The organism is Paenibacillus sp. 453mf, assembly GCF_900116105.1.
Taxonomy (GTDB): Bacteria; Bacillota; Bacilli; order Paenibacillales; family Paenibacillaceae; genus Paenibacillus; species Paenibacillus provencensis.
In genome coordinates this window covers 1,675,946-1,701,788 of record NZ_FPAC01000001.1, presented here as the reverse complement: position 1 = coordinate 1,701,788, position 25,843 = coordinate 1,675,946, and the positions used below count along the sequence as shown (strand labels likewise).

Annotated in this window: 28 protein-coding genes and 3 pseudogenes; 23 read left to right on the top strand and 8 right to left on the bottom strand. The window is 41.3% G+C overall.

Translation table 11 applies throughout. From position 1 onward, the window contains the following. Positions 1-9 precede the first annotated feature (9 nt). A complete protein-coding gene (locus BM415_RS08085) occupies positions 10-1,083 on the bottom strand; it encodes a P-loop NTPase (RefSeq protein WP_091156642.1) in 1,074 nt (357 codons plus the stop codon). A 127-nt stretch (positions 1,084-1,210) separates the two neighbouring features. Further along, positions 1,211-1,444 (bottom strand): indolepyruvate ferredoxin oxidoreductase subunit alpha, encoded by a 234-nt coding sequence (locus BM415_RS08080; RefSeq protein WP_091156641.1) that lies wholly within the window; start codon positions 1,442-1,444, stop codon positions 1,211-1,213. 220 nt (positions 1,445-1,664) lie between these two features. Between BM415_RS08080 and BM415_RS08075 the strand changes: the two genes are divergently transcribed. The 8 genes from BM415_RS08075 to BM415_RS08040 all read left to right on the top strand — a co-directional run bounded on the left by BM415_RS08075 (position 1,665) and on the right by BM415_RS08040 (position 6,440). Beyond that, positions 1,665-2,201: an NADPH-dependent FMN reductase gene (locus tag BM415_RS08075; protein WP_091156638.1), complete on the top strand. Its 537-nt coding sequence runs from the start codon at positions 1,665-1,667 to the stop codon at positions 2,199-2,201. Positions 2,202-2,244: 43 nt separating this feature from the next. After that, positions 2,245-3,243 carry an NAD(P)/FAD-dependent oxidoreductase gene (locus BM415_RS08070; RefSeq protein ID WP_091156635.1) on the top strand — a complete coding sequence of 333 codons (999 nt, stop codon included), beginning with the start codon at positions 2,245-2,247 and terminating at the stop codon, positions 3,241-3,243. A 66-nt stretch (positions 3,244-3,309) separates the two neighbouring features. After that, on the top strand, positions 3,310-3,555 hold the full coding sequence (locus tag BM415_RS08065) for a YuzB family protein (protein WP_091156634.1): 246 nt from the start codon (positions 3,310-3,312) through the stop codon (positions 3,553-3,555). Positions 3,556-4,114: 559 nt separating this feature from the next. Then, positions 4,115-4,360, top strand: coding sequence for a spore gernimation protein GerQ (locus tag BM415_RS08060; protein WP_091156631.1), 246 nt, complete (start codon positions 4,115-4,117; stop codon positions 4,358-4,360). 13 nt (positions 4,361-4,373) lie between these two features. Next, positions 4,374-4,760 carry a spore coat protein gene (locus tag BM415_RS08055; protein WP_091156629.1) on the top strand — a complete coding sequence of 129 codons (387 nt, stop codon included), beginning with the start codon at positions 4,374-4,376 and terminating at the stop codon, positions 4,758-4,760. Next, positions 4,760-5,896 carry a zinc-dependent alcohol dehydrogenase gene (locus BM415_RS08050; RefSeq protein ID WP_091159129.1) on the top strand — a complete coding sequence of 379 codons (1,137 nt, stop codon included), beginning with the start codon at positions 4,760-4,762 and terminating at the stop codon, positions 5,894-5,896. Before BM415_RS08055 ends, BM415_RS08050 begins: the two co-directional genes overlap by 1 nt. A gap of 32 nt (positions 5,897-5,928) precedes the next feature. Next, positions 5,929-6,138 carry a hypothetical protein gene (locus BM415_RS08045; protein ID WP_091156626.1) on the top strand — a complete coding sequence of 70 codons (210 nt, stop codon included), beginning with the start codon at positions 5,929-5,931 and terminating at the stop codon, positions 6,136-6,138. Continuing rightward, positions 6,135-6,440 carry a spore coat protein gene (locus BM415_RS08040; RefSeq protein ID WP_091156624.1) on the top strand — a complete coding sequence of 102 codons (306 nt, stop codon included), beginning with the start codon at positions 6,135-6,137 and terminating at the stop codon, positions 6,438-6,440. Before BM415_RS08045 ends, BM415_RS08040 begins: the two co-directional genes overlap by 4 nt. Positions 6,441-6,618: 178 nt before the next feature. Here BM415_RS08040 and BM415_RS08035 read toward each other — a convergent pair whose 3' ends face one another. Next, the gene (locus BM415_RS08035) at positions 6,619-6,909 is read right to left on the bottom strand and encodes an SNG1 family protein (protein ID WP_244533184.1); all 291 of its coding nucleotides are present in this window, start codon (positions 6,907-6,909) and stop codon (positions 6,619-6,621) included. Then, entirely contained in the window at positions 6,906-7,175 is a 270-nt protein-coding gene (locus BM415_RS25470; RefSeq protein ID WP_244533183.1) for a hypothetical protein, read from the bottom strand. The genes BM415_RS08035 and BM415_RS25470 overlap by 4 nt, the downstream gene beginning before the upstream one ends. Before the next feature lie 1,019 nt (positions 7,176-8,194). On the opposite strand from BM415_RS25470, the gene BM415_RS08025 reads away from it, so the two are divergent. From BM415_RS08025 to BM415_RS08005, 5 genes are all read left to right on the top strand, one after another. Next, positions 8,195-8,413, top strand: a complete 219-nt coding sequence (locus BM415_RS08025; RefSeq protein WP_091156619.1) for a hypothetical protein — start codon at positions 8,195-8,197, stop codon at positions 8,411-8,413. A gap of 656 nt (positions 8,414-9,069) precedes the next feature. Continuing rightward, entirely contained in the window at positions 9,070-9,825 is a 756-nt protein-coding gene (locus BM415_RS08020) for a hypothetical protein (RefSeq protein WP_091156618.1), read from the top strand. 73 nt (positions 9,826-9,898) lie between these two features. Continuing rightward, on the top strand, positions 9,899-10,354 hold the full coding sequence (locus BM415_RS08015; RefSeq protein WP_091156616.1) for a DinB family protein: 456 nt from the start codon (positions 9,899-9,901) through the stop codon (positions 10,352-10,354). Between the two features lie 697 nt (positions 10,355-11,051). Beyond that, positions 11,052-11,591 (top strand): GNAT family N-acetyltransferase, encoded by a 540-nt coding sequence (locus BM415_RS08010; RefSeq protein ID WP_091156614.1) that lies wholly within the window; start codon positions 11,052-11,054, stop codon positions 11,589-11,591. A gap of 371 nt (positions 11,592-11,962) precedes the next feature. Then, positions 11,963-13,078, top strand: a complete 1,116-nt coding sequence (locus BM415_RS08005; RefSeq protein WP_244533269.1) for an MFS transporter — start codon at positions 11,963-11,965, stop codon at positions 13,076-13,078. Between the two features lie 133 nt (positions 13,079-13,211). On the opposite strand, the gene BM415_RS08000 is transcribed toward BM415_RS08005, so the two are convergent. Continuing rightward, on the bottom strand, positions 13,212-13,655 hold the full coding sequence (locus tag BM415_RS08000) for an Lrp/AsnC family transcriptional regulator (protein WP_091156611.1): 444 nt from the start codon (positions 13,653-13,655) through the stop codon (positions 13,212-13,214). A gap of 655 nt (positions 13,656-14,310) precedes the next feature. On the opposite strand from BM415_RS08000, the gene BM415_RS07995 reads away from it, so the two are divergent. Continuing rightward, complete coding sequence (locus tag BM415_RS07995; protein ID WP_091156609.1) at positions 14,311-14,640, top strand: hypothetical protein; 330 nt, start codon at positions 14,311-14,313, stop codon at positions 14,638-14,640. Positions 14,641-14,747: 107 nt separating this feature from the next. Here BM415_RS07995 and BM415_RS07990 read toward each other — a convergent pair. Continuing rightward, positions 14,748-15,600, bottom strand: a pseudogene (locus BM415_RS07990) (SDR family NAD(P)-dependent oxidoreductase). Between the two features lie 174 nt (positions 15,601-15,774). Between BM415_RS07990 and BM415_RS07985 the strand changes: the two are divergent. The 9 genes and pseudogenes from BM415_RS07985 to BM415_RS25465 all read left to right on the top strand — a co-directional run. Then, complete coding sequence (locus BM415_RS07985; RefSeq protein ID WP_091156606.1) at positions 15,775-16,281, top strand: MerR family transcriptional regulator; 507 nt, start codon at positions 15,775-15,777, stop codon at positions 16,279-16,281. Positions 16,282-16,460: 179 nt separating this feature from the next. Continuing rightward, positions 16,461-17,054: a chloramphenicol phosphotransferase CPT family protein gene (locus BM415_RS07980; protein ID WP_091156604.1), complete on the top strand. Its 594-nt coding sequence runs from the start codon at positions 16,461-16,463 to the stop codon at positions 17,052-17,054. A 269-nt stretch (positions 17,055-17,323) separates the two neighbouring features. Next, entirely contained in the window at positions 17,324-18,271 is a 948-nt protein-coding gene (locus BM415_RS07975; protein ID WP_091156601.1) for a helix-turn-helix transcriptional regulator, read from the top strand. A 68-nt stretch (positions 18,272-18,339) separates the two neighbouring features. Then, positions 18,340-18,884: pseudogene (locus BM415_RS07970) on the top strand (DinB family protein). A 343-nt stretch (positions 18,885-19,227) separates the two neighbouring features. Beyond that, entirely contained in the window at positions 19,228-20,079 is an 852-nt protein-coding gene (locus tag BM415_RS07965) for a DUF421 domain-containing protein (RefSeq protein ID WP_091156598.1), read from the top strand. A gap of 1,050 nt (positions 20,080-21,129) precedes the next feature. Beyond that, on the top strand, positions 21,130-21,555 hold the full coding sequence (locus tag BM415_RS07960) for a cupin domain-containing protein (RefSeq protein ID WP_244533182.1): 426 nt from the start codon (positions 21,130-21,132) through the stop codon (positions 21,553-21,555). A gap of 373 nt (positions 21,556-21,928) precedes the next feature. Continuing rightward, positions 21,929-22,222, top strand: a complete 294-nt coding sequence (locus BM415_RS07955) for a histidine phosphatase family protein (protein WP_244533181.1) — start codon at positions 21,929-21,931, stop codon at positions 22,220-22,222. Positions 22,223-22,551: 329 nt separating this feature from the next. Further along, positions 22,552-23,295 carry a class I SAM-dependent methyltransferase gene (locus tag BM415_RS07950; protein WP_091156596.1) on the top strand — a complete coding sequence of 248 codons (744 nt, stop codon included), beginning with the start codon at positions 22,552-22,554 and terminating at the stop codon, positions 23,293-23,295. A 78-nt stretch (positions 23,296-23,373) separates the two neighbouring features. Beyond that, positions 23,374-23,466: pseudogene (locus BM415_RS25465) on the top strand (oxidoreductase); the annotation flags it as partial. Between the two features lie 85 nt (positions 23,467-23,551). On the opposite strand, the gene BM415_RS07945 reads toward BM415_RS25465, so the two are convergent. Next, positions 23,552-24,829 (bottom strand): MFS transporter, encoded by a 1,278-nt coding sequence (locus BM415_RS07945; RefSeq protein ID WP_091156593.1) that lies wholly within the window; start codon positions 24,827-24,829, stop codon positions 23,552-23,554. After that, entirely contained in the window at positions 24,826-25,488 is a 663-nt protein-coding gene (locus tag BM415_RS07940; RefSeq protein ID WP_170862400.1) for a TetR/AcrR family transcriptional regulator, read from the bottom strand. The genes BM415_RS07945 and BM415_RS07940 overlap by 4 nt, the downstream gene beginning before the upstream one ends. Positions 25,489-25,843 lie beyond the last annotated feature (355 nt).

Sequence of the window (25,843 nt, the reverse complement as noted above, 5' to 3'; positions counted from 1 at the left end):
TGCAAAGCGTTAGAGTCGAATAATGTGGTCAGCTAAACTTGAAATCATGTCACCATTACGTGATTCGCTAGGAAAAATAGGTGAAAAGTGAGAAGGTGTGATTTCTTTCATTTGCTCTGGAGAAATGATCTCAAGTTGACCAAGGAACTGGGTTTGGAGTTTCTTGGCTAACTGAATTCCTCCGTTTCTTCCAAATAGATAATGTTTTTGTCCTGAATTATCTTCAAAGAATGACATATTCTCAATAACCCCAATGAGATGATGTTTGGTTTGTATAGCCATTGCACCCGCACGTGCAGCGACTTCACTGGCAGTAGAAGCTGGTGTTGTGACGATGATTTCAGAATACTCAGGAACTATAGATTGTAAACTTAATGCTATATCTCCAGTCCCTGGAGGCATATCGATTATCATGTAGTCCAATACCGGCCATTCAACATTGTTAACAAAAGTCGATAGCATCTTACCTAATCGGGGTCCTCTCCAAATGACAGGATTATTATCTTTAACAAAAAAATCTGTTGACATAATGTGCATGCCATTACTTTCTACCGGAGTTATGCTATTGTTTAGGGATTTCGGCTTCTGTTTAATTCCTAACATGTTAGGAATACTAAAACCATAGATATCTGCATCAATAATACCGACACGTTTTCCGGCTTTATTTAAAGCAGCAGCTAGGTTTAAAGTGATAGTAGATTTACCAACACCACCTTTTCCACTGGCAATGGCAATAAATTTTAATGCGGGTTGGCCAAGCAAAGAGGTGTTGTTTAATAATGCGCTTTTCTTGCCACTGGTTTGGCTAAACTGAGCTTGATCAGTGCGAAGCTGCTGTTCTTGTTCATTTATTAATTTTATCCTGATATGGAAGTTATGGACGCCTGCTTTAGTTAATTCGTTCTCTATTTCCTTTTTGTAAGGAACTGTTTGTTTATTTTCATAATTTGAAGTAAGTAAAGTAAGGGCTACCATATTTGAATTAGCAACAATATCTCTAATAAGTCCTTTTTCAAGTATCGACTTATCAGAATCCGTATCTCTGATGTCTTGCAGTATTTTTTCAATTTCATCTTTCGTCATTTATATCACTCACCGTTAAATTTATAGTAAATTTTATGGATAAAATAAGAATACTTGATCGACACGTGTTGTTTAGAGAGAAGCAAAGGATGTGAGGTTCAAAACCCCACATCCTTTTGCTAATAAGCTATTTAAAGAAGCTCGTAGCTTTTTCAACATATATCATTTGTTCTTCAGTAAGTTCATCTTCATGATAAACCGCTTCCACAGGGCATTCTGCCGCACATGCGCCACAGTCGATGCAGTAATCTGGGTCAATGAAATATTGATCCTCACCTTCATGTATACAATCAACAGGACATACATCCACACAATCTGCAGCTTTTTGAGTTAGACAAGCCTCTGTTATAACAAATGCCATAAATCCTACCCCCCTCTATAAAAAGTAGAATAATATCTCCACTCTTTATTAAAATATATTATCAAGATTGAACATTGATATATTTGATAATACTCGATAGAAAATACTTTTTCAATATTTTTATATAAAAAATATATTTACCATTGACATCTGAATCTATTTTTTTTAATACTTAGAAAGTGAAGCTCTAAAAAGTGAATTGAAATTAGGGGGAGTAAGAATGAAGCTTGTCGGTTTGTCCGGTTCTCTATCGGGATCAAAAACAGCAAATATCGTAAATGATGTCCTTAAACATTCAAAATTAAATTATCCTGAGGTAGAAACAGAATTAATCGATTTGAAGGATTATGAAATCGAATTTGTTAAGGGAATGCCTCTCCAATTTTATAATAATGATACCGTTACTGTAGTGAAGAAATTATTGAATGCTGATTTAATTGTCATAGCTACACCCATATACCAAGCCTCGATTACAGGGGCCTTGAAAAATCTATTAGATCATCTACCGGTCGATGCATTTAAAAATAAAGTAACAGGTATTGTTACTATAGCTGGAACTGACAAACATTTTCTCGTAGCAGAGCATCAGCTGAAGCCGATACTCAACTTTTTGAAGGGAATCGTCCCGACTGGAAATATATTTGTTCACAGTGACTTGTTCGACGAAGATAATCAAATCGATGATCCCGATTATCATCGACGTATTAAAAAGTTAGTGGACGAGATGTTACATCTGTCAAAATCACTTTCTGTTTAGTACTTATATATTTAAAGATAATTAGATTAAAAAGGAGTATGTAATGAATTCGTCCCCAGAAAATCAAATGGTTGATATGATAATAATAGGGGGAGGCCCCACAGGAATGTTCGCTGCATTTTATGCAGGCATGCGTAAAGCAAGTGTAAAGATTATTGATAGCATGCCTCAATTAGGTGGACAACTTGCTGCATTATATCCCGAAAAACAAATTTATGATATTGCAGGCTTCCCTAAAGTAACAGGTCAAGAAATAGTAAATAATTTAGAAGAACAAATGAAGTTATTTTCAGTTGATACTAATCTGGATGAAAAAGTGCTTCAAGTAGTTAAGGAAGCTGAGCGTCAGTTCAAAATTATTACAAGTAAAGGAATTCATTATGGACGTTCAGTTATTATAGCGGGTGGAGTTGGAGCTTTTGAACCTAGGAAGCTTGATCTACCAGAAGTTCGAAAGTATGAAGAAAATGGAATCCACTATTTTATCAATGATATACAATCTTTTCAAGGTCAGGAAGTTGTAGTATGTGGGGGCGGCGATTCGGCAGTTGATTGGGCACTTATGCTTGAGAATATCGCCAAAAAGGTTACTTTGGTACACCGTAGAGATAAATTTAGAGCACATGAGCATAGTGTAGAAAAACTGATGAAATCAAGTGTAAATATCCTAACTCTTGTAGATATAAGTCAAATTCGAGGTGATGACCAGATTGAAGAGATTTCTATCAAAACCAAGTCAGGGGAAGAAATTGCGATACCTTGTCAATCACTAATTGTTAATTACGGGTTTATCTCTTCATTAGGACCAGTTGCTGAATGGGGACTTGATATACAGAATGGATCGATACAAGTAGACACAAGAATGGAAACGAGTATTCCCGGAATATTTGCAGCTGGAGATATTACGACCTATCCTGGGAAATTAAAGCTAATTGCAGTAGGGTTTGGAGAAGCTCCAACAGCGATTAATAATGCTAAAGTATATATAGATCCTACAGCCAAGCTTTCTCCTGGTCACAGCAGCCATATGAAGTTAAAGTGATGTTTCATAAAGGGTAATTACATCCAATTGGGTTTTAGCATTTGTAAGAAAAGGAGATCATATTTTTTGGGAATCGTCATCGTTGAAATTTGTAGCAGCGGATTTATCTTAGACATCGATATTGAAGGAATATTGGAAGCTGAGTATCCAGACGTAGCCGTAATAGCAAATCAGTGTCTCTCCTTTTGTGGAATGTGTGGAAGAAGACCATTTGCTTTTGTTAATGGAAAAAGAATCTTTGCAAAAACATCTAACGAGTGTCTCATCCTGATAAAGAAAGAAATTGAAAAAGAGCTGTCGGTATACCAATAATTGTTTTAATTAAGAGAGAGCCTTCTTTCAAATTCAGTGCTGGATTATCTACGTCTGCTTTTGAGCAGAAAGATAGTGTAGCAGCAAATAAATATATTTGTCAGACAACAACAAGAACATGAATACCTTCAAAGTCGCATAATATGCGGCTTTTTTATTTTATCGGTACAAGTTCTTGGCCCGAGCCAAGACAAGAACATGGTACTACTATTCGCTGTGATCTGTTGCGGGATGAACTGGTTATTAATCCGCGTTCAGGGAGAGTCTATGCTTGAAAAGCTCGAAGCCTTCACGAAATTTTCCAAATTGGAGCGGATTCCCTAAAGCCATCCCGCGAAAGCTGACAGCCCTGGCTACATGGGTCTCTTGAGCGATATCTACGCCGACCACCAAATGATGAACGGTAATAACATCTCACATTCCGAAGCCTTTTTTCGTGAGCGCCCCCTAGATGGCATTTTTTGGAATGCGGTAAAAAAGGAGGAGCCCGAATCAAGCCCTGTGCAGAGGGATAACCTATCCTTGCAAACATGTTAAATGAAGGAGGTACAAATTAACCGTGAAATATAATTCACTCGCCCCTCACGAATCGCTTGATCTCCATGAAGTGCTGAATTTCAAGACGCTCTGTGCGGCAAAGTCCAAGCTAATGCAGGGGATCGTTTTCGATCAGGAATTGAAGGCGCTCATGCAAAAAGATGTTGATCAATCCACGGTGGCTATCCATGAACTGAAAGCTGTCTATCAAAGAGCTCCATTTCAGGCTCCAGTTCCCGAAAGCAAGCCTACCCCTATTCTAAATTAAAGGTGATGACCTAATGAACAACGATTATTTAGATCCAATCAATTCACTTAACATGCCGGAAATGGCCGATATGACATTCGCCATGGATTTTCTGCTCCGGGCCAAGGAAGGGGTCCGCAATACCGCCGTTGCCCTGACCGAGACCGTATCGCCAGAAGCCAGGGAGCTTCTCAAAAAACAGTTAAAACAGGGCATTGCCCTGCACCAGGAAATTACCGAGCTCATGATTCGCAAAAAATGGTTTCATCCGTATGAGCTGCAAGAGCAATATCAGCTGGACCAGCTGTCCGCCAAAAATACGGCGATGATCGCCGGAATGAACCTGTTTCCGGGAGATACGTCGCGCAAAGGGATGTTTGACAGGACGCCGGATGAGCATAAGGAGGAAAGTCAGGCATGATGAAAGCAGTGACGTACCAAGGGGTCAAAAACGTCGTTGTCAAAGACGTTCCCGATCCGAAAATTCAAAAGCCGGATGACATGATTGTCAAGCTGACCAGCACCGCCATTTGCGGCTCCGATTTGCACCTGATTCACGGTATGATTCCCAACCTGCAGGAGGATTACGTCATAGGGCATGAGCCGATGGGGATCGTAGAGGAAGTCGGACCCGAAGTCACCAAGCTGAAAAAGGGCGACCGCGTCATAATCCCGTTCAATATTGCTTGCGGCGAATGCTTTTACTGTAAAAATCATCTGGAGAGCCAGTGCGACAATTCCAATGATAACGGAGATATGGGAGCGTATTTCGGATACTCGGGAACGACCGGCGGATATCCTGGCGGGCAGGCCGAATACTTGCGGGTTCCGTTCGCCAATTTCACGCACTTTAAAATTCCGGAAAGCAACGAGCAGCCGGATGAAAGCCTTGCTTTGATCGCCGATGCGATGACGACCGCTTTTTGGAGCGTTGATAATGCGGGCGTGAAACAGGGCGATACCGTAATCGTGCTTGGCTGCGGTCCGGTTGGACTGCTTGCTCAAAAGTTCTGCTGGTTTAAAGGTGCGAAGCGGGTTATCGCCGTAGACTACGTAAATTACCGGCTGCAGCATGCCAAAAAGAACAATAACGTCGAAACCGTCAATTTCGAGCAACATGAAAATGTCGGTAGCTACCTGAAGGAAATCACCAAGGGTGGAGCAGACGTGGTCATCGACGCGGTGGGCATGGACGGGAAAATGAGCGATCTCGAGTACCTGGCGAGCGGTCTGAAGCTGCAAGGCGGCACCATGAGCGCTTTGATTATTGCTTCCCAAGCGGTCCGCAAAGGCGGTACCATTCAAATTACCGGCGTATATGGCGGCCGCTACAACGGATTTCCGCTGGGTGATATCATGCAGCGCAATATAGCCATTCGCTCCGGACAAGCACCGGTCATTCATTATATGCCCTACATGTATGAACTGGTAACGACAGGAAAGGTCAACGTGTCCGATATCATTACGCACGTTATTCCGCTGAGCGAGGCCAAACGCGGCTACGAAATTTTCGATACGAAGACGGATAACTGCATCAAAGTTATTTTAAAGCCGTAAAGAGCTTGATTAAACGAGGGAGTGAAATCTAGATGAATCCAACGTATGCAATGCATGAAGCCTTGGAGGTGCATGAGATTGCTGCCTTCAAGACGGTCTGCATGACGAAGTCCAAGACGATGCAGGCCCTGGTCATGGACCCCGAGCTGAAGCTTATTCTTCAGGAGGATGCCGCCATGTCATCCGATCAGCTGGTCGAGCTCGCTGAGATCCTGACAAAAGGAAAGGAGACGCTGCAATGAATCCCGTACTGAAATACATGACTGGCATGAACAAGATGACGGATGATGTGATCGCAATGGACTTTCTGGCTACGGCCAAGAGCGGCGTCCGGAATTTAGCAATGGCCGTAACGGAATGCGTCACCCCGGAAATAAAGGTTGTTCTGGAACGTCAATTGGAACAGGCGATCGATACGCATGAGAAGATCACCGAATATGCAATTGCCAAGGGATTGTATCATCCCTTCAGCGTGCAGGAACAGTTCAGCGTCGATCTGCAGCAGATTGAAACGGCGCAGAGCATTCCCTTTCCCACACCATAATATTTAGCACACATGATTAGCAGAGAGCCGGCTGTGGCTATACAGCCGGTTTTGCTGCCAATGCAAAAACACCTTCAAGATTGTCTCCATATCTAACGAAATGGTTCAATTTTCTTGAAGGTGTTTTAATTTGTATCACATTAAGAGGTCAGTCCCACCAGTCGCATGCATCTTTATACTACCCTTCAATTTTATATGACTGTTCAGCCGCTCGCGGCTTCCATGCGGAAGCCAAGATGACGACAGCGCTCCCCAGACCGATCCAAGTAAGAGTGGATACAGCATGATTCCAGTTCAGTCTTTTGCCGAAGAAGAACAGGTCTCGAAGTCCTTCCACCATAAAACGCATCGGCAGCCATGTGTACACCCAGTCCCGGTAGAAAGGAGACATCATTTCCGGAGCTACAGCAAGCAGGGGTGCCCCCAAGAACAGAATCAAGGCAAAAATGGCAATTCCTTTGATGCTCACAAGGACATCACCGCGGAGATCAAAAGGAAAAAGCTGAAAAAGGTAATGGAAAGGAACAGCGCTGTATCCGCAAACTGCGGGATATGCAGTCCGATCATGCTGTCAGCGAGCCAAGTTATACCAAATCTCACTACTAATGCTACAACGACACCTATGGCAATCTGGATGGATTTGGCTGCCAGGTTCTCTGCGCGGGAAGTTATCTTACTCCTGCTGACCGCTAAAAAGAGGACCGCACGTGCTAGGATGCAGATTCTACTGAACAAAATGCAAAATCTAAGCGACCGGATATTAATAAAATTCATGGATGTAAGTATCTGTCATTCGTCAGATCTCTTTGCTAAGAGAAGGTCTATCTTCTTGTGTAAATGTTCTAATTCTTTGTTGTAGTGATGGTACGTCATTATTCCAAGGATTGATTTAACAGCAAAGAAAATGATGGCTCCAACCACAATTAGGACATAATTATGCGCGAGGTGTCCAAGCCAATTGTTAACATTAAGCATAAAAATCCTCCTTCACATCATTAGCATTTCCTATTCAATGAAAAATATATGTATCTAGAGGGACTCATTTATGTTAGATCTTGCACACTGTCGTCTGTTCATTTTTGGTTTTTACTACTCCTTTTATTTCAATTAGATAATGCTGCCGCATTTGCACCTTTCAATATTAGGCCGTCCGCGAGAACGTCATGTTTATGAGGAGTGCGGGAAGACAGGATGGTTTTCGCTTGCCCATACTTAAAAGCATTTTTTGCCAAGTGATCTATTTCCAGCATGAACATAACTTACTATTGGGTTTTGTTTTTTGGAAACAGTTAAGGAGTAGGGGGTTAAAATAAAGGTGGTTTAAAAAATTCACCCTAATATAAATTTCGTCAAGAAAGGTTCTTAACCGAGCAATAGTTCCTTATTTATAAATTGTTATAGAAACGGTAATTATTTTTACAAGGCAAGAATAGATATAGTATTGCTTTACGGTGTCTTCAGGCGTAATATCCCACCAACCCCAGTATTTAAACTGGGGTTAGGTCATTTAAATAAGCAAGTACGAGTAATCTGTGAAAAGAACAATAAAAAAGTTTACCGTAGTCTACGCTGTCCCCATTGATGCATTGCCTCAAGAATCGGCTGCAGCGTCGCCCCATTTGCAGTTTTGATAATGATCAAAACTGCGTCTTGAACTAGTTTTTACTGAGGTATATGAAATAGAAAATGGCAGAAATCACTGGTATACTGGTATATATTTGTATGTATTATCTATAGAAAGGAAGATATATGTTATGGATATTTCTCCACAAGAAGATATCATGATTAAGGCTCTCCGCGAGGCTGAATTACCTCCTTTATTTGTACTCATACGAATTAGAAATGATATATTAAACGACACTGTAAATGTCGAAGAGAGCAGAAGAGATGATATCGTAAAATCATTAGAAAAATACATCAGCCCTCTATGGGAAGATTACTATGAGAATTCAAAACCCAAAGAAATATCTTAGTGAATTAAACTTTTCTAAAGTGTTTGCAACGCACCAAATTATAATTAGTATCATTTCGCTCCCTAACGGGAAACCTTAGTTGATTGAAAACATAATGGAGCAGATGCCGATTGGCATCTGCTCCATTTTCTATATTTACGTTAAAATTTGAGTTTACTAGTGAGGGTACGACTGCCCAAATTATACGATTGATACAAGATTCCATCTCCATCTCCAAGATAATAAAATTCGCTACTTACCTGAATCAATTTCATAACTCATTAAAAAGGCGGATATGAAATTGATTCACCTAATTATCAAATTTAAAAGAGGTCATCATTTTTAAATTGCGTCCGTCCGCCTATTACATACCTGAAGGGAAGCATTTTAAGATCGAGTATAGCCAATACCGAAATTGGGTTAATTATTGGGACTCTTTCGACATGTTCTAATTAACGATTCCGGTAGCTTTAACATGGGGAGAAGATGTATTTAGTGAATAGGCGACAGTTTACGGGGGACAAGTAATTTTCCTGTCTAGTAAAAAGGGGAATTATAGGCAAATTGGCGAATGTATAAGATGTTGTTCCTAAACATTAATTCTACAAAAATTTTATTGTTAAATTGTTAATTATAAATTACATACATTCAAATAAAAATACACTGCGAGGTGTAATATGAACTCCAACTACAAGGCACCTAAATTGCTGCAACAACTTGTGGAATGGGAAGGTTATTTTGCAAATGAGGTTGCATATCTAGAAAAACCATCAGGACTTTTCCTCGGATTAGATTATAGTCAAGATGGTTACTTCTGTACTCCCGTAGACAGCATTCCATTTGCCAGCACTGGTGGAGACGGAATACACTTTGCACTCCTAACGGATTTTGGAGTAGTTAAGGATTTAGAAGAAGCTTTAGTAGTTAGAGTATCTCCTATGGATAATGAACGTGTTCGTATAGTTGCGAAGAATATAAATGATTTTTTTTCACTTCACTTTTACAATGAATCGTTAGCATGGAATGAATTCCAAAATGAAGATCAGTACTTAAGTCATCTCCAAGAAGAACAAAATAGGGATAGTAATTCAGAATGGTTTGATCATGATCGGTGGAAGTTCGAAAAAGGAAGAGTGTTAAATGAAGTAAAGAATAGGTTCAACATATTGCCTATAGGGAAGCCTTTTACCTATATAAACAATCTTCGTATAGAAAGATCATTCCAAGTAACTGTAAATACTCTAGATTCAGTAGGTATCAAACAATTCATGCCAGCAGTGTCTAATGAAATTATAGACATGTTAGCTCTCGTTCGCCATCTTCAACATACTTGCTCTGGTGATAAAACCTTAATTGATCGAATTGCCAATGATCTTCGTTTATTAGGGTATAATCATGAGGCTGACTCACTAGTTTCTCGTCTATTGATTTAACCATCGAACAGTTGCCGGTTGGCTGTTGCTCCTTTTTTCTTCGTTAAGCTAACGGGCAGAGGAGGAAACCGAAATGAAGACGATCAAATGCATGATGGATCACCTGTACTGGGCGGACGAGCAAATTATGGATGCGCTTGAGGAGAGTAAGATGAAGAACAGGGACCTACTGAAGCTGGTTCGCCACGTCGCGGTCGCAGAACAAATCTGGCTGTCCCGATTGCAAGGCAAGGACAGTGCACAATATTCGTTATGGGAAGAAGCGGAAGATCTTACGGAAATCCGGACGATGTTCAAAGAAAACGCCGAGCAATATCGCGTCTATATCGAAGAACTTGAAGAATCTGAGTTGGACGGGGTGATCGAATATACGAACCAGACCGGGGTTACGTTCAGATCGTCCGTGCGGGACATTTTGTTACAGGTCCTCTTACATGGGCAATATCACCGAGGACAGATCAACCGGGCACTTCGGATCGAATCAGCAGAGCCTGTCCAAGTCGATTACATTACGTTCGCGAGGCTCTAGCAGTGCCTAATCATCCATTACTCGGAACATTTCTCTTGCGATCATGACCGACGCTGTATCCCACCGCATCATGTTCGTTCACTTGAAGCAGGCCACAGCACACTCGAAGATTTATTTATGAAGGTGGTGCAATAGTGAGGCAGTTCTTATTGTTTTTTCGTAAAGAAATGCAGCCCAGGTTCCTTGCCGCAAATTTCGGTGCAGTCGCTGCAGGCAAGTGATGGACCCACGGGTGCCTTGAGCTCGGCAATTCTTAGTTTGATGTGCATTATCTTCTTTTTCATGGTCGCAGCTTATCAAGTGAAGATAAGGAAATCCAAAGTATAACAGATATTAGATGCGAAAATATGTATTACAAATAAATATAAAAGGAGCGTGTATTTTAAATTCATCTTACATCGAACACAGAACGTAATAAAGAGGAGTTTCCTTCTCGATGGAGTAGGGGTGCATAGTCGGCCTGCTTTCATTGATTCATTAGTAGTTTGGAGTAGCGCGGAAAGACTATAGCCGGGAGAATTTGAAATAAGCGAACTAACAGTATTCATTATGCTAACGGGAAACATTACCTTAATGAAATAAGCTGGCAGCTTATCAGAGGCTTGTCATCTGCTCTTTCATTGATCTATTGGCGGAGAGTTAGCAGAAAGGGTTTAGCATCCTTTTATACAAATAAATGAATGGTAGGAGAGGTAATTTGAGAATAAAAAAGGTGCCTGAATATGATATTAATAGGGAACTGGAGGCAATGATACAAGATTTATTAACCAACAGTTTTCCAAAAATTTATCCAACGAATAGGATTTATTTTAAGCAATTGCCGCATTTGAGATTTCTTGCGTTCAACCAAGAAAATCAACTCGTGGGACATGTGGGTTTAGATTACAGAGTGATGAGTCTAAATGGAGAACCGATAAAAGTATTAGGTATAATTGATTTGTGTGTTTCGCAAAACACTCGTTCTATAGGAATAGGTACTACGTTACTATTAGAAGTTGATAAGTTTTCTAAAGTAAGAAATATAGATTTTATACTTTTATTTGCAGATAACATGACCTTATATTTGAATAATGGATATAAAACAGTTAAAAACAAGTGTAGATGGTTGAAAATTGATAATGAATCTCAGATTATTAAAGGAATAGGCTATGAGTCAGTGAACGAATTAATGATAAAGGAAGTAGGTAAGAGAGAATGGATCGAGGGAGACTTGGATTTATTAGGTTATCTTTATTAAACTAACGGGAAACGTTAGTTCAAAACAGCAAGGAGCAGTTTGCCGGTTGGCAGCTGCTTCTTTTTTATTCAACTTACGGGAAGGTTAACGCAGCCATAGTAGCTTAAAATATAGAAGACCATTAAATTTAAAGTAAAAAATCCAAAATTAATGGATTATCCTTGTGATAAGCTTTAACTACCTTTAATACGTTATGCAAAATGAGAGCTCATTTGTGTAAGCTTATGAAAGATAGCAAGTGGGCATTTGAGCTATCTCAAAATACAGTAAAAAGGAGAATTTTTGTGATCTCGAACGAATCGTATTCTGTCAAAGATGACACCGACACCAAAAAGGAAAGCCTTCCCTGGGCAAGTCTATTGGCGTTAGCCATGGCAGGATTTATTTGCATACTTACAGAAAGTCTGCCTGCAGGGCTACTGCCCCAGATTGCGATTGATCTTGGTGTAACGCAGGCGCTGGCCGGACAACTGGTTACGTTATATGCACTGGGCTCCCTGCTGGCTGCCATTCCGCTGACCACGGCAACACGAGGTTGGAGACGAAGACCGCTTTTGCTGCTCTGTATCATAGGTTTTCTGGTATTTAACACGGTGACTGCCTTATCTTCAATGTATGCTTTAACGCTAATCGCACGTTTCTGTGCAGGAGTAGCTGCGGGGGTGTTGTGGGGAATGACTGCAGGTTATGCACGCCGAATGGTGCCTGAGTCGTTAAAAGGAAAAGCCATGGCCGTGGCCATGGTGGGCACTCCTTTGGCATTGGCGCTTGGGGTTCCCGTAGGAACCTTTCTCGGAACATTTGTAAGCTGGCGCCTGATCTTTGGGATAGTGTCCATATTGACGCTAACCCTCATCGCATGGGTGCTCTGGAAGGTGCCGGACTATGAAGGAGAGCCCGCTCAGGATCAACTCCCATTGTATAAAATTCTTTTCATACCTGGAATTCGATCCATTTTATTTGTGGTTCTCGCCTGGGTACTGGCTCACAATATTTTGTATACTTACATTTCTCCTTTTCTTGCCGAGACGGCGCTGTCCCATAGAGTTGATCTGATTCTGCTGATATTCGGCGTGACTTCAGTGATCGGCATTTGGATAATTGGGTTGCTGATTGATCGTTATTTGAGAATACTGGTTTTATCAAGCATTGCGATATTTGCCCTTGCCTCAGCGACAATGGGTATCTGGATAAATCAGCCGTCCGTCATCATCTTCGGTGTCATCGCATGGGGATTGACCTTTGGAGGAGCAGCCACATTACTACAGACAGCCATTGCACATGCAGGAGGCAAAAGTGCGGATATCGCTCAATCCATGCTTGTAACGGCGTGGAATCTTGGAATAGGTGGGGGAGGAATTGTTGGTGCTATCTTGCTTGATTGGATCGGAGCCAGATTCCTACCAGTTTCGTTAGTTCTCTTGTTGCTAATTACCCTTCTTGTAGCTTGGACTGCCAAAAAACACGGATTTCCTAGAACTCGCTAAAAGCATATTTTACATCGACAAAGACCAATTGTCAGGAATCCGTTGCAAAACGGCTTCCTGCTTTATAAGAAAGACCGACCCAAACCATGTAACCGATAGATGGCCGGCCGGTCTTTGAATAAATGCGCAATACTCATATGAGGAGATCGGCTCCTTCAATCAGGTTTTTATGTGCAATAGGCGAAGACATCGCGATAAGCGTCGTGTAGGTCCCGTATTTGTCACACTGATCTCCGAACGCTTCTAGGTCCGCGATGGAGTCTGTCATGACTTTTAATAAATAATTATGTTCCCCGCTTACGCGATAACATTCTACAACTTCAGGCGAGGAACGGCAGAAATCAAGGAAAGCATGGCATTCTCTGGTCCGGAAAAGTAGATAGGATGTACTTTGTTTGCCTAATTTTTGGGGGTTGATAACGGTACGATACTCTTCTATCACCCCGCCTTCTTCCAGACGTTTCACACGTTCCGTGACGGCTGGCTGTGATAGCCCCACTAGCTTTCCCAATTCGGTCATGGACAATCTGGCTTGATTTTCCAGATGGAACAGGATGTTTTTATCGATCTGATCCACATTATCGCTTCCTTTTAATATATAGGTTATTTGAAAAAAGTCCCTTCAGATTGCCGGTAATTGAAGATCAATATTTTGAAAACCTTATGTAATGCAAAAGAAATTATTTATATAATAAACCCACTTACTTTGAATAATCAAGTGGGTTCCCTGAGAGAGGGAATGATGGGAGTCCAATATTGATTAACAATAGCTGGTCACCCTGCTTTCATTGATACATTAGTAGTTTGGAGAGTGCCGCGGAAAGACAATAGCCGGCAGAATTTGAAATAAGCGAACTAACAGTTCATTAAGCTAACGGGTAGGTTAGTTTAGCGAGGAATTTGAATATATTTACATAAAAGAACGCTTGTTCTATAATTAATTCAGTAGAAATAGGAGGTGCAATATGATTTTTGAAATGACTTATCAAGTTCGCGTTTCTGATATGAGTGAAAGAGAAAGAGCGAATTAGAAAAGTATTATTGAAAGAAATAATTTGATCAAGGGTATGAAATGGTTCGGCAGGCTTTTGGAGTAAGGTTGATTGAAGAATTGTATGAAAAGCAGCATTTTAATGAAGTTATAATTGAATAGCTTAAGGTCACGAACTGATAGTTATTACTTGGACCTTAAGCAAACGGGCAGGTTCGTGGTTAAAAAGGGGTGGTAGCCAGTGTTTGTTAAAGTTTATCATTATCAAATTCAGCCTGATAGAATAGAAGAGTACTTAGATATTCAAAAAAAATCAGCAGAGATTTATGCGTCTTACATAGATTTTCATTCCTTCTGTATAAATAGTAATCAAGATAAAAGTAAGTGGATTGAAATATCAAAATATAAGGACGAAAATGAATATAGAAGAAGCATTAATTTAATTAATGATAATACCGAGTTAAAACAGCTTTTTAAAGAATTCTCATCTCTTTTAGTTAACGGTGAGACCGATTTAGTTGAAGAGGAATATACAATGAAATTTAATTTTAATGATATGGCATTGAACTAACGGAAAACGTTAGGTGAAAATAGAATGGAGCAGTTTGCCAGTCGGCAGCTGCTCCTTTTTGTTAAGCTAACGGGCAGGTTAGGAGTACCCTGTTCAAGGTCTGGGCTTCAAGACACGAGAAATTCGTTTTCATAAATCGCTTGAATCCTTTCCAAAACGTTCTGCGCCTGGTCTCTAAACTTTAATTCCGCTACCCGCCCTTTTAGCAAAAACACGCCGCTTTCATGACGGTGTTCACCGAGAGCCCCTTCATACAGCTTGTTGGCGCCGAGGGTAGGAGGCGAGAAAAATAGCTTCATCAATACTTCAACCAAAAAGGGCAGTCCGGATTGTTTCCCTTTTCTTAGTGTATTGTTGCTACCCGGGTCAACGCTACGGATCTTGATACCATTCTTGGCGAGCTGCGAAGCGATGGCCTGAGTCCACAGAGAAAGAGCTAGCTTTGAGGTCGCGTAAGGACCAAGCAACTTGCGAAAGGTTTTGGGCTGCTCCAGGACTTCGATCTAAAACTCTTTTGTAAATTTTAGAGCTGAAGATGAGGTATTGATTACCGTTTTTAAACGACTGATTTCAATGAGTTCCTTCAATTCCATCAGAATAATATACGGAACGACAGTCATCAGTTTCATAATGTTTCTCGCGTCCTTGTTTCGAATAACTCAGCTCGGGAAAAGACCCTCCAGCGTTATTGAACAAAATATCGATCCGCTGCTCCTTGCTTTTGATCTCTTCCATAGTAAGTCTCAAGCAGGCATAATCGGAAAGATCATCCGTTTTATAAATTCGAAGCGATCCGTTCTTGACCGCATTCTGAATACTCCTATCGTCGGCTGGAAAATCAGAACGGGTTACGGCAACCACATGGTAGTTCTCCGACAGTAATTTCCGTGTTAGTTCCAGCCCGATCCCGGCACTTGCACCTGTAATCAATGCGATATGTTCAGGTTGGTCCTTGTTCATTGTACATCTCCTTTTATATCGGGATATTTGATTCGATAGTCCACATTCTAAAACTTGAAGTCGACTCCAAGTCAAGACGCGAAAATAAAGCTTTTTTCCAAGGATAAGAGATTTGACTTGGAGTCAGCTTCAAGATATATAATGTACAAAAATCGATCTTAGGGAGGGAACAGGATGAAGGAAGAGCAATGCTTTACGATAAAGCAAACCGCTAAGCAAACCGGAATTACTGAGGATACAATCCGTTATTACGAAAAGATCGCGCTGCTGCCTCGTGCAGAGCGGAAGGATAACGGGCACCGCATCTACCGGCAAGAGGACATCAGTACGATCCGGCTAATAGCATGCCTGAAAAAAACGGGGATGCCGCTAGAGGAAATTCGGCCTTTTTTGGCGGTCTCGGCCGATACTGATCCCGCGGAATATCCGGAGCTTGTGGAACTCTTAAGAAGTCATCGTGAAAATATTGTCAGCCAGATCACTTCACTGCAGCAAGTTGTTGATTTTATCGACATGAAGTTGGAGGAGGGGAGATATAGACAGGACTGCACGGATGAAGGTCTAGACGGCGTACCAGAGAAAATGTTGGGTGAACCGAAACCAAAGCCTGTCACACCTAGCGAGATGAGGTATTTTTCCGTATCGGCCAAAGCCGGCAAGACACAGGCTTCCGCTAGATAAGCTTGTCATAACAGAGAGGAATCGTTACATCCCCGCATAAACTGCTGTCGTCCGTTAAGCTAACTGGCAGGATTGTTGAATCGTTCCTCGAATTTTTTATTAGTTGGATAATTTAATGAAATTTGTTGAAATAAGGTTGTATGAATGAAACGAAAATCTTATAGATAAGGGTGATTCATGTGAAGCAAGGACTCATTGTGTTTTTGAACGGAACGTCAAGTTCTGGAAAGACCTCCATATCGACAGAACTGATAAATCAGAAAGAGATTCCTTTTTATCATTTATCAATTGATGATTTTTTTAATAATTACAATGATTTTATTAATAATAAATTTCCAGATGATCCTCCAAGAGAAATAGATCACCAAGTTGTCTCACAAATCGTTGATCATTCCATATTCTCAGTGTACCATTCGACTATTAAATTGTTATCAGAATTTGGTTTTAATGTAATAGTAGATACCATAATCGCTAATGACAAGTCGTTTAATGATTTTTATGATTTACTTGTTGATCATCCTATATTGTTTGTAGGCGTACGATGCTCGAAAGAAGAACTCACAAGAAGAGAGCAGAGCAGGGGAGATCGATTAATTGGACTAGCACATTCCCAGTTTGACAGAGTATATTCCTATAATGAATATGATCTTGAAGTAAACACGGAAAAATTGAGTCCAACCGAATGTGCCGATAAAGTATTACGTTTTATTAAGTCCGATCAGGGTTACTCTGCATTTAAGAAATTAAGTAAAAGAGAGTTTAGTGTTACATAGCAGGCAAATCCATCAGATAACAACATACATGCGGAAGCACCGCTGATAAGAAAGAGTGGCTAATTGAGCCGTTAGAAGGCGTGCGGAAACAGAGGTTGAGGTAGCCACACCTAATTTATTCCATTTTCTATAAAATTATCCACGATGCCCCTAACGAATTTCGCTCCCATGTCTCGGATCAAATGCCCTTTTATCGGTAATCGAGGTAGCTTGCTGTGTTAGAATAAATTAAATGGACCTGGATGATGGATCAGCGGGGGAAAAGAAAAATGAATAAAACCGAACGGCAGCTTGCCATAATGCTTGAACTACAACGGAGCAAGGTATTGAGAGCGGAAGATATGGCTTCTTTATTTGAGACGAGCGTGCGGACGATATATCGAGACATTCAAGCCCTGAGCGAAATGGGAGTCCCAATATTGGGGGCTCCCGGTCAGGGTTATTCCCTGATCGATGGATATTTCCTGCCGCCGGTCAGTTTTTCGGCGGAAGAGACCGTGGCCTTGCTTATGGGAACAGATTTTATCGAACAGAGGTTGGATGGTAATTACGAAACTGTGGCTCAGGCCGCCAGACGCAAGATTGAAGCTATTCTGCCGGAGCAAGTGCGAGATGAGTCGGCACGCGTTCGGGAAACCATGCGGCTTCTTCAAGCTAGTGAACCGTTAACTGGCTTGAGAGAAAAAGACTATCTTGGACAAGTGCGGCGGGCGATTTTGGAGCGGCGAAAAATAAATATTTCGTACCAGAAAAAAATGCCGGAATCGGACGGCAATAGGAAGAGTATACGTGAGGTCGATCCGTACGGACTGGCGCTCGTTCAGGGCAATTGGATTTTGATCGGACGCTGCGACCTGCGGCAGGATATACGGCATTTCCGTTTGTCGCGAATGACTGAACTAGTCGTGTTAGATAAGTACTTTGTTATGCCGTATGGCTTTAACTTGAGCGATTACCGTCCGCCAGATGACCGCAACGAACGCGTGCTGATTCGGGCCATTCCAGAAATAGCCGATAAAATCGTCGAGACCGGTAATTTTTATATGGAAGCGGTCGAGGAGCGGTTAGACAGTGTTTGGATCCACTTTCGTGTTCGAACACCGGAGGAATTGCTGCATCTTATCCTTAGTTGGGGAGGAGACGTCGAGGTTGTGGAACCGGAGTCTTTACGCTGCCGGATTCGGGAAGAGGCCGAAAAAATTTTAAAACGCTACTGACATGCTGTTGTCAGGAGCGTTTTTTTATACTGGGATTATATCCAAGATGAATGAGGAGTGTTGTTTATATGAGAAGTACAGCAGAAGCATTGCAGGCGTTTGAGTCGACGGTTGGTCGGTATTTAGTTGAACTGGAAAACCTCGATATAGAGCAACTACATGCAAAGCCGAACGAGGAGGAATGGTCGATTGGGCAAATGTATATGCATTTGATTCAGTCGGCTCAATTCGTGCAGCTGCGTAATGCTGACCAATGTTTGGCGGGAAGCGGAGATGTGTTGGTGAGCACGGGGGAAAAAACGGAGAATGGCAGGGCCGCGTTTGAACTTGGGAGTCTTCCGCCCATTCGGATACGGGTCCCGGCTTCACCACAGTACACACCGCAGCAGCCGGAGAGTAAGGAGCAGCTGATAGAAGGACTCCGTGGCGTAGTGGAACGGATGAAACGTACTGAAATCGCTTTGAGTCAGGCGGTGGAAGGGAATAAAATCCTTCATCCAGGTTTAGGCGCGTTAAACGCTACAGAGTGGTGTTTTTGCTGGTAGAAATGCATTATAGGCATCATCTATTGCAACTGGAACGTTTACAAAATTTTTTAGAAAATTGCCAATAAGAAAGGGACGGAAAATGCCGAATGAAATAACCCAGCAAAGCCGTTATTGGATTGGCGTTGTATCTGCTTCACATGTACAACAAGCTGTGGGAAGAGCTGGTAGTTATATGGAGTAGAGCTTTAATGATCATACTTAATGAATAAGTTGAATTAATTTAGTAAAACATTATGCTGTACCACAATTTTCGCAAAACATCCCTCCTATATAGTATGCATATGGGGGGGAAGAATGTACTTCCCACCCTGACAATTGTGATGCACAAGAGTTAATGGAGTCACACATAGAAGTCAATTCGGATCGAGAAATCAATTCAATAAAAACGATATAGGAGGGCAAATAAATATGCCTGACTGGCTAGAGGTCTCACTCAGGACATTGGCAGCCGTAACTACTCTTTTTATTATCACGAAAATTTTAGGAAAACGACAGATTTCCGAATTATCTTTATTTGAGTATATTACAGGAATTACCCTAGGTAACTTGGTGGGCTACATCTCTCTAGATATTGATAATACTTGGTTTTTAGGTTTTATCGCACTTTTTGTATGGGTGGCTGTATCAACAGGAGCAGAATATTACACAATGAAAAATAAAAAGTTCCGTGATATCGTTGATGGAAAAGCTACCGTATTAGTGGAAAAAGGAGTATTGCTGGGGGAGAACCTTAAAAAAGAACGCCTGACCATAGATGAATTCTTGGAACAACTTCGCAAAAAAAATGTTTTTAGAGTTGCTGATGTGGAGTTTGCTGTAATGGAGCAGAGTGGGGATATTAATGTTATGCTCAAAAAAGAACATCAGCCTCTTACTGCTAACATACTCGGATACCAGCTCTCTTCAGAACGTGAACCAATAACGATAATTATTGATGGACATATTTTGCCCGATACTCTAAGGGCATCAGGCTACGATGAAAAATGGCTCTACAAAGAGCTTCGAAAGTTAGACCTAACACTAGACCAAGTGTTTGTCGGTCAAGTAGACAACAAGGGAGAGCTCACTGTACAGTCTGGAAAAGAAGGCTTACCCAAACAAACGCTACTAAAACCCAAAGATCAAATATCCGAATTGGTAAATGAATTACAGAATGATCTAACTGTACGTAAGCAGTTTGCATTAAACGAAAAAGAAAAATTTGAATATCAGCAGGCGCTAGATCAGTTAAAAAATGCGATGCATGCTTTTATCAAATAAATCCTAAGCCTTAGAATCCTGAAATGGAATGTGAGGCTTTTTTGCCATGCAGCCTTGACGAACCAATGTTCAACCTTGTTTTTAATGTAAACCTTGATTTGACACACTATTTTCCAGTAAAGATTTGTTAGTGTCAATTATGTTGAAAGTCGCTATTATAGCGGCTTTTTTGTTTTATCGATACATGTTCGTGTCCCGAGCTAAGGACAAAAACTTGTACCGATTGCCGAAATGGACAGGAACTTGGTCCGATTACCGATTAGCCCTAATTCATTAAGGACAGGAAGGATAAAACAATGCTTACGCGAATACTTTACTTTGGGGTTATTTGCGAAGTTCGTAGATAAGACGTTATGTGAAATACCCGCAAACAATGGAGGAATTGAGATGACCGTTATCTTTGATGTAATAACTTCTAAAATACTCCCAGGAATATTAATATCTATTGTAACTTCATTTATTACTGTTAGATTATCAATGAAGCAATTTTATACTCAATAGTGGTGGGAAAGAAAGGCAGATACTTACTCAAAAATTATTGAGGAACTATCCTATTTACAATATTACTTTGGCGAGCTATTTGATGAGGGTATACAAATTAAGAAAATTAATAGTGATGTCCATGATGAACTATGGAAGAATTTTAGTAATTCAAAACAACAAATATTTAAAACTTATGCTTCAGGTGCTTTTATAATTTCTGATAGATCGACGAAAGCATTAGAGGAAACTTGTAAGAAATATCGAACAAGAGAGCAGTAATGGTGATTATGTTGGAGACTTTGATAGATGGTATGGTGCAGTCAAGAAATGTATTCAAATTATTAGAGATGAGGCTAAGAAAGAACTGAAAAAGAAATGAATATACTCTGAATTGCCAGGAAGGCAGATACTTCACATAACATAATATTCAAGCTAGGGCTCCTTTGGAGCCCTAGGTCTGCGAGAGGGATTTCGGAGAGGAGTTTCAGCAGACAACCCCTTCGGGGTTCGTGAACACGGAAACGTTAGATGTAATCAACGAAAAGACAATTTAAGGAGCCAGTGATAATGAAACAAGTAGACTTCATTGCATCACTTGATAATGGATACATCCTTCAACCAAAAAATTCAAGGTTGGCAATTGCTGAGTGGACTGCTTCAGGTACATCCCTAGGTGATACACCTCAATTTATTGCACCATTACATATACATCATAACGATGATGAAGCTTGGTACATATTGGAAGGCGCACTTGGTTTTAAAGTTGGAGATAAAGAAATTGAAGTTAACGCTAACCAAGCAGTGGTGGTACCCCGTGGAACTCCACATACTTTTTGGAACCCAAAGCCTGGTACAGCACGTTATATCATCATAATGACTTCAAGAATTAGATCGTTGATTGATGCAATCCATGCAACAGAACAAAGAAATTTAGAAACTTTGAAAGAACTATTTATAAGATATGAATCCGAACTACTAGAATTGAATGAATAACAATGGTGAGTGTTGTTCGAAGATGTCGTTTACATCTCCTAACACTGTATTCACGCATCAAAGTCTGAACGGCTGCTCGGTCCGCCAGAGGATTTAGGGGAAGTTGATTTAGGCGGGCAACCCTGCGAACCTAACCGCGCTGCGGCCGCCCCGTTGGGGCTTAAGGTTCTCGGGTTCGTGAATACACAGAGGTTATGTGCCAATTGCCGAGTGAAGGGGATTTCAATGAAGAGGATATTTCTTATAAGGCTCTGTAAGGCAACCGGACAAGATCCGGATGCTCAATTGACAGTAGAAGGGATTAATCAATCGAATCAACTTAGTAGACTCCTGGTCTTCAGAGAATTTAAGTGACTGGATGTCACCACTAAGAGTGTCCTTTGACGACCTAGATAAAAAGCTCCCAGGGGGCGAGTCGTCGAGGGAAGCAATGCAGCGTGGTGTTTCAGTCATACAAGAACTATTGGATAATACATATCGGGATATTGTAGTTGTTACTCACGGGAACCTGCTGTCATTGATAATAAAGCATTATGATAAACAGTTTGGATTTAGTGATTGGAAGGGGCTCTCCAACCCTGATGTTTATATGATGACGATCCTTGAGACTGGGATCGAACTTAACAGGATTTGGGTGTGGTTTAAAGAGGTCGGAAGCAGCACATAACAATGCATTCACGCTATGATACGCTACCACGCTCCTTGGTCCGCCCGAGGATTTTCGGGGAATAGGAATCAGGCGGACAACCCTGCACCAGTCGGACCATGGCAAGAACGGAGCAAGCGAGGTTTACACAAAATTATTGACAGCCCCTTACTTCGCTTAAAACCTTAAACTCCTGACCCTTTGTCGCCATAAAAATTGCACCCCCAAGAATTTCATCAGTTAACCTATGGGGTTTTCCAATGTCTATTATAAGGTCTTGTAATTCCTTCCATAAAATACCCCCTTTAATGGTAAAATAGTATAGAAATACTTACTGGAGGTGGCAAAGTATGAAGGAAAGAATACATAGTGTTGAAGATGTGCTTACTATGCTAGATGAGTTGTTAAGAGAAGAATCAAAGTTTAGTTGGAATTCTTTTTACTCTAATAGGGAGCAACCGGTCCCGTTCTTTGCCAATGCCCCCGATGAAAATTTAGTACAATACATGGATACTGGTCTCTTGAAGCCGGGAAAAGCTCTTGACCTAGGTTGCGGACCTGGTAGAAATGCTATTTACTTAGCAGACCGAGGTTGGGAGGTCGACGCAGTTGATATTTCCTCTGAGGTTATTCAATGGGCAAATGATCGTGCTACAGAAGCAAATGTTAAGGTGAATTTAATTTTAGGTGATATGTTTGATTTGAATTTTAATGAAGCAGAGTATGATTTGGTTTATGATTCTGGCTGTTTTCATTATGTGCCTCCACACCGGAGAATAAATTACTTGAGCATATTAAACAAAGTACTTAAACCATCCGGTGCTTTTGCAATCACATGTTTTAAAGTCGGTGGTAAATATGGTGGTGCGGATATGTCAGATTGGGAGGTTTACAGGCAAAAATCCTTAAGAGGTGGTTTGGGATATACCAAAGAAAGATTAATTGAAGTCTTCCATAATTACGATGTTGTTGAACTTCGTGAAATGCGAGAAATCGACCAAGACCAGTCTAATTTATTCTTTGGTTCTTCAGCTTTATTATCTGGTTTATTTATGAAAAAAGGAGCAGTGCCTCTTAGTAGTTCAAAGGTATGAACTTTCTTGATATAGTGAGTAATTAATTTGATAGATTATTCATTAAGCTAACGGGCAGGTTAGTTTAATAAAAATAAAATTGCCATAGTGACTGGAGCTAGTAGATCAATGGGAATCGGGACAGCTATTTGTCGCCTACTAGCGACTTTAGGTACAGATATTTTCTTTACCATTGGAGCGCGTTTGATCCAAAGAAGGAAATGGACTCGACCCGGGTACCCGATTATAGCAATTAGAAGTCGATTGTTGAATCCAGTTAGGCTGTTCCGCTCTCTGTAGAGCGTTCCGTGGCAGCTCGAACCGAATGTTTTCTTACTAAACGCGGCAGTGAAATCAAATAGAAGAAGCTGACGGCAACCGTGCATATAGCTAGCATGTAATGTAACCCAGTTACTGATATCCAGGCAGGAAAGGCAAGGGCTACTATGCCCAGCGCGATGGAATGCCCAAGCATCATTACCGGTTCAATCAGGGCATTGACGCGACCCATATTTTTAGGAGGAACCAATTCGGGCATCCAGCTACCCAATGCGATATTGATCGGCGCAATCGCTATCCCCGCGAGGAGTACGATTACAAAATATGATTCGACTTGGCTCGCTAGGCCCAAGCCTCCGATAAGTATACTAGATACGAACAGACCAGTGATCAGAATTGGCGCACGCGTGAAGCGAGCGATTAGACGAGGCCCGAGAATTGAGCCCACTAGGAAGCCGATGCCCAGAAAAACGGTGATCAACGAAGAATGGACAACATAATTGTCCGGACTAAGCTTATATTTCATGGCAAAAATGGGTAGTACGGCAAAAACGCCATTAACGATACCGAAGAACATGAAGCCGCTAATGAGTACAAGCAATATTCGGCTTTTTGCAATATAACGAAGTCCTTGCCAAAAATCACTTAGGAGTACCGAGAAACGAAGCTCGCGAACGGAGCTCTTACCGTTAGGAATACGGGCTTTTTCGGGGAAGTCACCCCAGACAAGCAATAGCCCCGAAATCAGAAAGCTAATTCCATCTATAATGATAGCGCCTTCAATTCCAATAAAATGATAGGCTGTTGCTCCCAAACTTATGCCAAAGAGCATGAACATACCCATCAAAATCTGGTTTAGACCGGAGGCCTGAACATATTGATCTTTGCCAATGCTTCCTTGCAGTAACCCCATCTCTGATGGTCCGAAAAATTTTGATATTGAGCTACGCAAAAACAGTACTATAAAACAAAGGAAGATGAGATCGTAATGAACGAACAACAGCAGCAGCAAGGTCAACCCTGCTCGAATCCAGTCGCTGTATACAGCAATAATCTTACGATCAAAACGATCGGCCACAGCTCCGACAATCCAAAAGACAGCTAGGGTAGGAAGCGAATACATCAGCTCGGCAGTCGTGGCAAGCGAAGGGCGCTCGCTAAATCGATCCACGAGATAATATGCAAAGGCCATGTTTCCAACCACCGTTCCCAATTGGGATGTAAATGTCGCAAAAAACAGTCTGCAGAACGTAGGATTTCTAAGAAGCGTTTTCAATAAATTTCCTCCTCTGAACCCTCTCGCTTTGGATCTTTGACGGATGTTGGTTGAAGTAGATTGTTTAGATAGCGAAGTAGGGCGTTAAATTGTTTGCTCGTGTTCGCTTTCGTGGTACCGATCGTAATGGAGTGCGTCATGATGCCTTCCTGGAATGAAGAGGCCAATCTGGAGATTTCCATGATATCCATGACCGGGGAGAACTCGCCACGTTGGATTCCGAGCTGTAGCAGCTCGGCGAAACGTTGGATTCCATTCTCGTATCTGATTTCAAGCATTTTTCTACGTGAGGGGTCACGCCAACCAACCAAAAAGTACTCGTAAAAAGCAGGCAGCAAACTGCCGTTGTCGAGAAGCTGAAGCTCTTCCAACTGCTGGGCGTAAAGGGTGTTTACGACTTCCCAGATCGATGACGAAGCTTCAATCAGCTCTTCAACAAATCCCTCATGCTCCTTATCCTGATGATCCAAAAGAGCTTCGAAAATCTCATCCTTTGTTTGATAATACAGGTATATCCACCCTCGGCTCATACCGGTTTCCTCGATGATATCCTTCAGTGAAACCGCACCATAACCTTTTTTTGCAAAAACGCACTTGGCCGCATCCAGTATTTGTAGGCGCCTCTGTTCCTTACGGCGATCGGTCAGTTTTGGTGACATATACTCCTTCCTTTCATTGCAGCAAAATAAATGATCCATGTGTCATTTTAATCATAATGACACATGCATCATTTTGCAATAAAAAAAGTAACACCAAAATCTATATTTTTTAAATATTGATAAGAATATTTCATAAAATTCGATATTCCGTTATGTCAAATGTAACTGCGTGACCTTACTTCGATTCTTCTAGCATCCCAGCACCCTTCTTTACGAACAAATCGTTTTCCGGGTAAACTGGCTGGAATTTTCACGATTTCGGACATGGGTGAAGTCAGCCGACGGATGATAAGAACATTGTTACATTCCCGATATGATTTCATCGACGGCGGTAGACGTCCTTTTATTAAGCTAA

Bases quoted from the DNA above. Each gene is read 5' to 3' on its own strand.
- BM415_RS08085 (WP_091156642.1), bottom strand. From the start codon at position 1,083: ATGACGAAAGATGAAATTGAAAAAATACTGCAAGACATCAGAGATACG.
- BM415_RS08080 (WP_091156641.1), bottom strand. From the start codon at position 1,444: ATGGCATTTGTTATAACAGAGGCTTGTCTAACTCAAAAAGCTGCAGAT.
- BM415_RS08075 (WP_091156638.1), top strand. From the start codon at position 1,665: ATGAAGCTTGTCGGTTTGTCCGGTTCTCTATCGGGATCAAAAACAGCA.
- BM415_RS08070 (WP_091156635.1), top strand. From the start codon at position 2,245: ATGAATTCGTCCCCAGAAAATCAAATGGTTGATATGATAATAATAGGG.
- BM415_RS08055 (WP_091156629.1), top strand. From the start codon at position 4,374: ATGAACAACGATTATTTAGATCCAATCAATTCACTTAACATGCCGGAA.
- BM415_RS08050 (WP_091159129.1), top strand. From the start codon at position 4,760: ATGAAAGCAGTGACGTACCAAGGGGTCAAAAACGTCGTTGTCAAAGAC.
- BM415_RS08045 (WP_091156626.1), top strand. From the start codon at position 5,929: ATGAATCCAACGTATGCAATGCATGAAGCCTTGGAGGTGCATGAGATT.
- BM415_RS08040 (WP_091156624.1), top strand. From the start codon at position 6,135: ATGAATCCCGTACTGAAATACATGACTGGCATGAACAAGATGACGGAT.
- BM415_RS08025 (WP_091156619.1), top strand. From the start codon at position 8,195: ATGGATATTTCTCCACAAGAAGATATCATGATTAAGGCTCTCCGCGAG.
- BM415_RS08020 (WP_091156618.1), top strand. From the start codon at position 9,070: ATGAACTCCAACTACAAGGCACCTAAATTGCTGCAACAACTTGTGGAA.
- BM415_RS08015 (WP_091156616.1), top strand. From the start codon at position 9,899: ATGAAGACGATCAAATGCATGATGGATCACCTGTACTGGGCGGACGAG.
- BM415_RS08005 (WP_244533269.1), top strand. From the start codon at position 11,963: ATGGCAGGATTTATTTGCATACTTACAGAAAGTCTGCCTGCAGGGCTA.
- BM415_RS07985 (WP_091156606.1), top strand. From the start codon at position 15,775: ATGAAGGAAGAGCAATGCTTTACGATAAAGCAAACCGCTAAGCAAACC.
- BM415_RS07975 (WP_091156601.1), top strand. From the start codon at position 17,324: ATGAATAAAACCGAACGGCAGCTTGCCATAATGCTTGAACTACAACGG.
- BM415_RS07965 (WP_091156598.1), top strand. From the start codon at position 19,228: ATGCCTGACTGGCTAGAGGTCTCACTCAGGACATTGGCAGCCGTAACT.
- BM415_RS07960 (WP_244533182.1), top strand. From the start codon at position 21,130: ATGAAACAAGTAGACTTCATTGCATCACTTGATAATGGATACATCCTT.
- BM415_RS07950 (WP_091156596.1), top strand. From the start codon at position 22,552: ATGAAGGAAAGAATACATAGTGTTGAAGATGTGCTTACTATGCTAGAT.
- BM415_RS07940 (WP_170862400.1), bottom strand. From the start codon at position 25,488: ATGTCACCAAAACTGACCGATCGCCGTAAGGAACAGAGGCGCCTACAA.